Annotated in this window: 6 protein-coding genes and 1 pseudogene; all 7 read left to right on the forward strand. The window is 72.1% G+C overall.

The features are described 5' to 3' along the window. A partial coding sequence (locus SZ60_RS13920; protein WP_043596872.1) for a YihY/virulence factor BrkB family protein occupies positions 1-1,073 on the forward strand: 1,073 nt, incomplete at its 5' end. Positions 1,074-1,083: 10 nt separating this feature from the next. After that, positions 1,084-1,929, forward strand: coding sequence for an exodeoxyribonuclease III (locus tag SZ60_RS13925; RefSeq protein WP_043596874.1), 846 nt, complete (start codon positions 1,084-1,086; stop codon positions 1,927-1,929). A 48-nt stretch (positions 1,930-1,977) separates the two neighbouring features. Continuing rightward, a complete protein-coding gene (trpS, locus tag SZ60_RS13930; RefSeq protein WP_082060174.1) occupies positions 1,978-2,982 on the forward strand; it encodes a tryptophan--tRNA ligase in 1,005 nt (334 codons plus the stop codon). A gap of 2 nt (positions 2,983-2,984) precedes the next feature. Continuing rightward, the gene (locus tag SZ60_RS17560) at positions 2,985-3,689 is read left to right on the forward strand and encodes a GNAT family N-acetyltransferase (protein ID WP_052505425.1); all 705 of its coding nucleotides are present in this window, start codon (positions 2,985-2,987) and stop codon (positions 3,687-3,689) included. A 38-nt stretch (positions 3,690-3,727) separates the two neighbouring features. Next, entirely contained in the window at positions 3,728-4,729 is a 1,002-nt protein-coding gene (gene ribD / locus SZ60_RS13940) for a bifunctional diaminohydroxyphosphoribosylaminopyrimidine deaminase/5-amino-6-(5-phosphoribosylamino)uracil reductase RibD (protein ID WP_082060176.1), read from the forward strand. A 17-nt stretch (positions 4,730-4,746) separates the two neighbouring features. Further along, positions 4,747-5,367 (forward strand): annotated as a pseudogene (gene ribA, locus SZ60_RS13945) (GTP cyclohydrolase II); the annotation flags it as partial. Positions 5,368-5,583: 216 nt separating this feature from the next. Beyond that, the gene (locus SZ60_RS13950) at positions 5,584-6,930 is read left to right on the forward strand and encodes an MFS transporter (RefSeq protein WP_043596876.1); all 1,347 of its coding nucleotides are present in this window, start codon (positions 5,584-5,586) and stop codon (positions 6,928-6,930) included. Positions 6,931-6,989: the final 59 nt, after the last annotated feature.

Below are 6,989 nucleotides of genomic sequence, written 5' to 3' on the forward strand. Positions count from 1 at the left end.
CCGGACGTGCCCGGCGGGCCGGGTCGCGCGTCGTGGGGTCGCGCCCGACCCGGGTGCTGGCACGGCACGTCACGGCGAAGGGACCCCTGCTCGCGGCCGGGCTCACCTACCAGGCGCTCTTCGCGTTGTTCGCCGCCCTGTGGGTGGGCTTCTCGGTCGCCGGGTTCGTCGTCTCGGGCGACCAGCTGCTGCGGGACGAGTTGATCGTGTTCATCCGCTCGGCCGTGCCCGGGCTGATCCAGGACGTCGACGGCACGGGCGTGGTCGACCCGGAGCTGCTGCTCGACGCGTCGGTCTTCGGCTGGACCGGGGCCGTCGCCCTGCTCGGCCTGCTCGTGTCGTCCATCACGTTGCTCGGCAGCATGCGCGACTGCGTCCGCATCGTGTTCCGGGCACCCCAACCCGTCACTCCGCTCGGTCGACTGATCGTGCGCGACCTCGGCCTGGCGCTCTGCTTCGGCGCCGCCGTGGTCGTCTCGGCGACGCTGTCGCTGCTCAGCACCACGGCGGTCTCGGGCCTGTTGTCCGGGGTCGGCGTCTCGACCCGGTCGATCGTCGGCGAGGCGACCCTGCGCGTGGTCGGCATCGTGCTCGTGTTCGCCTTCGAGACCGCGGTGCTCGCGGTGCTCTTCCGCGTGCTGGCCGGACTCCACATCCCCTTCCGTCGACTCCTCGCGGGGGCCATGATCGGCGCGGCCGGGTTCGTCTCGTTGACCGTGGTCGGAGGCGTCGTGCTGCGCGCCACGGGCTCGAACCCCCTCGTCGCCTCGTTCGCGGCGATCGTCGGACTGCTGATCGTGATCAACCTGTTGTGCCAGGTGCTGCTGCTCAGCGCCGGTTGGATCGCCGTCGGCATGGACGACCTCGGCGTCCTCGCCGACCCGCACGAAGAGGCGGCCCGTCTGCGGCGCCTCGAGGAGGAACGGCGAGCCCAGGAGGCGCGGGCCCGGTCGCGCGGTGGTCGCTTCGTCGACGGCGCCCGCGGCCTGCTCTCGCGGTCGCTGCGTGCCGTCCGTCGAGGTGACCCGCCCGACGTCCCGCCCACGAGCCCTCCTGACGGTGCCCGCCGCTAGTCTGGAGCCCATGTCCACGCGCCTCCGTCTCGCCACCGTCAACGTCAACGGCGTCCGTGCCGCCTTCCGCAAGGGCATGGGCGAGTGGCTCTCGGCGCGCGACGTCGACGTCCTCACGCTGCAAGAGGTGCGCGCCTCGACCGACGACCTCGAGGGCCTGCTCGGCCCCGAGTGGAACGTCGTCCACGATCCGGCGACCGCCAAGGGCCGGGCGGGGGTCGCCATCGCCAGTCGGGGCACGGCCCACGTGCACCGCGTCGAGCTCGGGCCCGACGACTTCGACAGCGCCGGCCGTTGGCTCGAGGCGGACTACGAGATCGACGGCACCGTGGTCACCGTGGTCAGCACCTACGTCCACTCGGGCGAGGTCGACACCCCCAAGCAGGACGAGAAATGGACGTTCCTCGACGCCATGTCGGCGCGACTCCCCGAGCTCGCCGCCCACAACGAGCTCTCGGTGGTCACGGGCGACCTCAACGTGGGGCACCGCGAGCTCGACATCAAGAACTGGAAGGGCAACGTCAAGCGCGCCGGCTTCCTCCCCCGTGAGCGGTCGTACTTCGACCGCTTCCTCGGGCCGGCGGGCCAGCAGGTCGAGACGGTCGACGGCACCGGCGGCGAAGGCCTCGGGTGGGTCGACGTGGGTCGACGCTTCGCGGGCGAGGTCGAGGGGCCCTACTCGTGGTGGTCGTGGCGGGGTCAGGCCTTCGACAACGACACCGGTTGGCGCATCGACTACCAGTTGGCCACCCCGGCGTTGGCCGACAAGGTCGAGCACTACGTGGTCGACCGGGCGGCCGCCTACGACCAGCGGTGGTCGGACCACGCTCCGGTCGTCGTCGACTACCGACTCTGACCCCGCGCCCCACCCCTCCCTTCTCGCACCACCCCGACCGAGGACCCCATGACCAAGCCCCGTCTCTTCTCCGGCATGCAGCCGTCCGCCGACTCGCTCCACGTCGGCAACTACATCGGCGCCCTGCAGCAGTGGAAGTCGCTGCAGACGACGCACGACGCCCTGTTCTGCGTCGTCGACCTGCACGCCATCACCGTCCCGCAGGACCCCGCGGCGTTGCGGGCCCAGATCCGTGGCACCGCCGCGCAGTACATCGCGGCGGGCATCGACCCGGCGCAGTCGACCCTGTTCATCCAGTCGCACGTGCCGGCGCACACGCAGCTGGCCTGGGTGCTCAACACCCTGACCGGGTTCGGCGAGGCCAGCCGCATGACGCAGTTCAAGGACAAGGCGGCGAAGCAGGGGTCCGACGCGGCCTCGCTCGGACTGTTCGCCTACCCGACGCTGATGGCCGCCGACATCCTGCTCTACCAGGCCGAGACGGTTCCGGTGGGTGACGACCAGCGTCAGCACGTCGAGCTCACCCGCGACCTCGCCACCCGGTTCAACTCCCGCTTCGGCGAGACGTTCGTCGTGCCCGAGGCGACGATCCAGAAAGAGTCCGCGCGCATCTACGACCTGCAGTCGCCCGAGTCGAAGATGAGCAAGTCCGCGGCGACCGACTCGGGTGTCGTGTGGATGCTCGACGAGCCGAGCCGCACCGCCAAGAAGATCAAGTCGGCGGTCACCGACGCCGAGCGCGAGATCCGCTTCGACCGCGGGGCCAAGGCGGGTGTGTCGAACCTGCTCACCATCCTGTCGTCGTTCTCGGGCGACAGCGTGGCCGACCTCGAGGAGCGCTACGCCGGTCGCGGCTACGGCGACCTGAAGAAGGACGTGGCCGAGGTCGTCGTCGAGACCTTCGCACCCGTCCGCACCCGGGCGCTCGAACTGCTCGACGACCCGACCGAGCTCGACCGCATCCTCGCGGTCAACGCCGATCGGGCGAACGAGATCGCCCAGGCCACGATCGACACCGTGTACGACCGCATCGGCTTCGTCCGCAAGGCCTGATCGTGCTGCCGTTCGTGCTCGCGTCACCGACCCTCGAGTTGGTGGTGCCGAGCGCGGCCGACGTGCCGGCCATCGTCGACGCCTGCCGCGACGAGACGCTGCAGCGGTTCACCACGGTGCCCGTCCCGTACGCACGGTCCGACGCCGAGTTCTTCCTGCGGCGCATCGTGGACGACGGGTGGGCAACCGGACGCGAGTTCACGTGGGGGCTGCGCCGCCCGGGGTCGGGCCTGCTCGAGGGCGTCATCAGCGTGCGACTCCGCTCGTCCGACGTCGGCTTCTGGACGGCCCCGGCCTCGCGTGGGCTCGGCCTGATGACCGAGGCCCTCGGCCTCGTGGCCGACTGGGCCTTCGGTGCCGGCGGGCTGCGCGAACTCTTCTGGGAGGGCTACGTCGGCAACGACGCCTCGGCCGCCGTCGCCCGACGCACGGGGTTCACGTACCAGGGTGTCGGTCCGGGGCTCCACCCCGACCGTGACGGGGGCCACCCCCTCTGCTGGAAGGCCCGCCTGCGACCGGACGACGCGCGGGTGGCGCGGCCGGGCTGGCCCGACCTGGGACGTCCCGGGACCCGCCCCGGCCGCTCGACGGAATACCCCGTCGCCGACGGCGTTGACTCCCTCACCGATGCCGTCGACGGCGTCGTCCGCCCGTCCCCCACCGCGCACGCCCCGGCGCGCGACCGTTCCGTCCCGGAGGCCCCGTGAGCATCGACTCGATCGACCACGAGCTCCTGGAGCACGCTATGAGACGGGCCGTCGCGCTCGCCCGCCGGGGGCCGGCCCGCGGGGTCAACCCCCAGGTCGGTTGCGTCCTGCTGCGCCCCGACGGCAGCACGGCCGCCGAGGGGTGGCACCGGGGTGCCGGCACCCCGCACGCCGAGGTCGACGCCCTCTCGCACCTCTCCCCCGGCGAGGCCCGCGGCCTGACCGCCGTCGTCACGCTCGAACCCTGCGACCACGTGGGGCGTACCGGGCCGTGCAGCGTCGCCCTGATCGAGGCGGGCGTGGCCCGGGTCGTCCACGCCGTCCCCGATCCCGGGGCGTCCTCGGGTGGCGGGGCCGAACGACTCCAACAGGCCGGCGTCGAGGTGCTCGACGGCGTCCTCGCCGACGAAGCAGCCGAGATGGCCCGCCGCTGGCTGGTGACGGCACGCACGGGCCGACCCTTCGTGACGCTCAAGTGGGCCTCGAGCCTGGACGGCCGCACCGCCGCGTCCGACGGCAGCAGCCGATGGATCACCGGCACCGCGGCGCGGCAGCACGTGCACGAGCAGCGGGCGGCCCACGACGCCATCCTGGTGGGCACGGGCACCGTGCTGGCCGACGACCCCAGCCTGACCGCCCGGGGCGACGGCGGTGAGCTGCTGCCCGACCAGCCGCTGCCCGTCGTCGTCGGCACGCGCCCCGTGCCGGCCGACGCCGCCCTGCGCCGGCACCCCCGCGAGCTCCTCGAGACGGGCACGCACGACCTCGAGGCCGTGCTCGACGACCTCGGACGCCGCGGGGTGCGCAGCGTCTTCGTCGAGGGCGGGCCGACCGTGGCGAGTGCGTTCGTCCGGCTCGGACTCGTCGACGACTACGTGGTCTACCTCGCGCCCACGCTGCTCGGCGGCCCTCGGACCGCCCTCGACGACCTCGGCGTCGACCACATCGACGGGCAACGACGACTGCGCGTCACCGACGCGCACCCCCTCGGCGACGACCTGGTGGTCGTCGCCCGCGACACCCCCAGGAGACCCGCATGACCACCACCCCCGCCGCATCGTCCCAGGTGTCGTTCGAGGTCGAGACCACGGTCCCCACCAGCCACGGCACCTTCCGCATGAGGGCTTACCGCGACACGGTCACCGGGGCCGACCACGTGGCGATCATCGCGAGCGACCCGACGGGCCTCCCCCCGGCGGACGACGCCCTCGTCCGCGTCCACTCCGAGTGCCTGACCGGCGAGGCCTTCGGCTCGCTCAAGTGCGAGTGCGGCCCGCAGCTCGACGCCGCGCTCGACACCATCCGGGACCACGGCGGTGTGGTCGTCTACCTGCGCGGCCACGAGGGTCGGGGCATCGGCCTCGTCAACAAGCTCCGGGCCTACCGCCTGCAAGAGGACGGCCTCGACACCCTCGACGCCAACCTCGCCCTCGGGCTGCCGGCGGACGCCCGAGACTACGGCGCGGCTGCCGACGTGCTGCGCGACCTGGGCCTCACCCGCGTCCGGTTGCTCAGCAACAACCCCGAGAAGAGACGTCAGCTCGGCGAACACGGCATCGAGGTCACCGAACTGGTTCCGCTCGTCGTCGGCGTGGGGGCGTTCAACGAGGGCTACCTCGACACGAAGCGCGACCGGATGGGCCACGAGCTGCCCGGCCACCTCGGCTCCGACGACTGAGCCCGCGGCCGGGGCCGCCCTCGTGGTCCCGAACCGCGTCCCCGTCGGGGTACAACCGAGGTAAGCTGGGCGTCGGCCGTCACGAGCGGCCACCGTCTCACCCGGCCGAGCGATCCGCAGATCCCTGCGCCGCGCCTCCGTCCGACCCGCTGCGCCGCATCACGCGCCCGGTCGTCGACGTCCGCCGGGACCTCGACCCCTGCCCCGGAGTGCCCCGTGTCCGTACCCACCGTCGACCCGTCGACGTCGTCCGCCCCCACCACCAACAAGCGCTCGCGCGTTATCGTCGCGAGCCTCATCGGCACCTCGATCGAGTTCTACGACTTCTACGTCTACGCGACCGCCGCGGTGCTCGTCTTCCCGACGATCTTCTTCGCCAACGACGACCCCGCCGTGGCGCGCCTCGCCTCGTTCGCGGTCTTCGGCGTCGCGTTCATCGCCCGGCCCGTCGGGTCGATCGTCTTCGGGCACTTCGGCGACCGCATCGGTCGCAAGGGCACCCTCGTGGCCTCGCTGCTGACGATGGGCATCGCGACGGTGCTGATCGGGTGCATCCCGGCCGGCACCACGCCCGGCTGGGCGGTCGCCGGCCCCGCCTGCCTCGTCGTGCTGCGCTTCTGCCAGGGCCTCGGCCTCGGCGGCGAATGGAGCGGTGCCGCGCTGCTCGCGACCGAGAACGCCCCGGCGAACCGCCGAGCGATCTACGGCACGTTCCCCCAGCTGGGTGCGCCCATCGGCTTCATCATCGCCAACCTGCTCTTCGTGCTGCTGAACACGACCCTCACCGAGGAGCAGTTCCTGGCCTGGGGTTGGCGCCTGCCGTTCCTGGCGAGTGCCGTGCTGGTGATCATCGGCCTCTACGTGCGCTTCAAGCTCATCGAGACCCCGGCGTTCCAGAAGGTCGTCGACTCGGGCAACGTCGCCACGCTGCCACTCGCCCGCGTCGTCCGGTCGAGCTGGCGCCCCCTGCTGCTCGGCACGTTCATCATGCTGGCGACCTACACGCTCTTCTACCTGATGACGACGTTCACGCTGACGTTCGGCACGGCCGACGCCGCGGGTGACCCGGCAGGTCTGGGCATCCCCCGGACGCAGTTCCTCTGGATGCTGATCCTCGGCGTGGTGTTCTTCGGCATCTTCACCCTGGTGTCGGGGCCGCTCGCCGAGAAGTACGGGCGCCGCGCCATGCTCATCTGCGTGACGGCGGGCATCCTCGTCTTCGGCTTCACGTTCGCCCCGCTGTTCGCGGCCGGAGCCCTCGGGGCTCAGGCGCTGCTCATCATCGGCTTCGTCCTCATGGGGCTGACCTTCGGACCGATGGGGGCCGTGCTGCCCGAGCTGTTCCCCACGAGCGTGCGCTACACCGGTTCGGCGATCAGCTACAACGTGGCCAGCATCCTGGGAGCCGCCGTGGCCCCCTTCATCGCCGTGGCACTCTGGACGGCGGCGGGCGGCAGCACCTGGCTCGTGGGCCTCTACCTGTCGTCGATGGCGGTGTTGACCCTGATCGCGCTCGTGCTCAGCCGCGAGACCCGCGACGTCGACTACGACACGGCCGGCTGACCGACGCGACCTGCCCTGCCGCCCGGCCCGCGCCTCCTGACCGGAGGCGCGGGCCGGTT

It is taken from the genome of Frigoribacterium sp. MEB024 (genome assembly GCF_000878135.1).
GTDB lineage: Bacteria > Actinomycetota > Actinomycetes > Actinomycetales > Microbacteriaceae > Frigoribacterium.

Excerpts from the sequence above, each read along its gene's own strand:
- SZ60_RS13925 (WP_043596874.1), top strand. The coding sequence starts at position 1,084 with ATGTCCACGCGCCTCCGTCTCGCCACCGTCAACGTCAACGGCGTCCGT.
- trpS (WP_082060174.1), top strand. The coding sequence starts at position 1,978 with ATGACCAAGCCCCGTCTCTTCTCCGGCATGCAGCCGTCCGCCGACTCG.
- ribD (WP_082060176.1), top strand. The coding sequence starts at position 3,728 with ATGAGACGGGCCGTCGCGCTCGCCCGCCGGGGGCCGGCCCGCGGGGTC.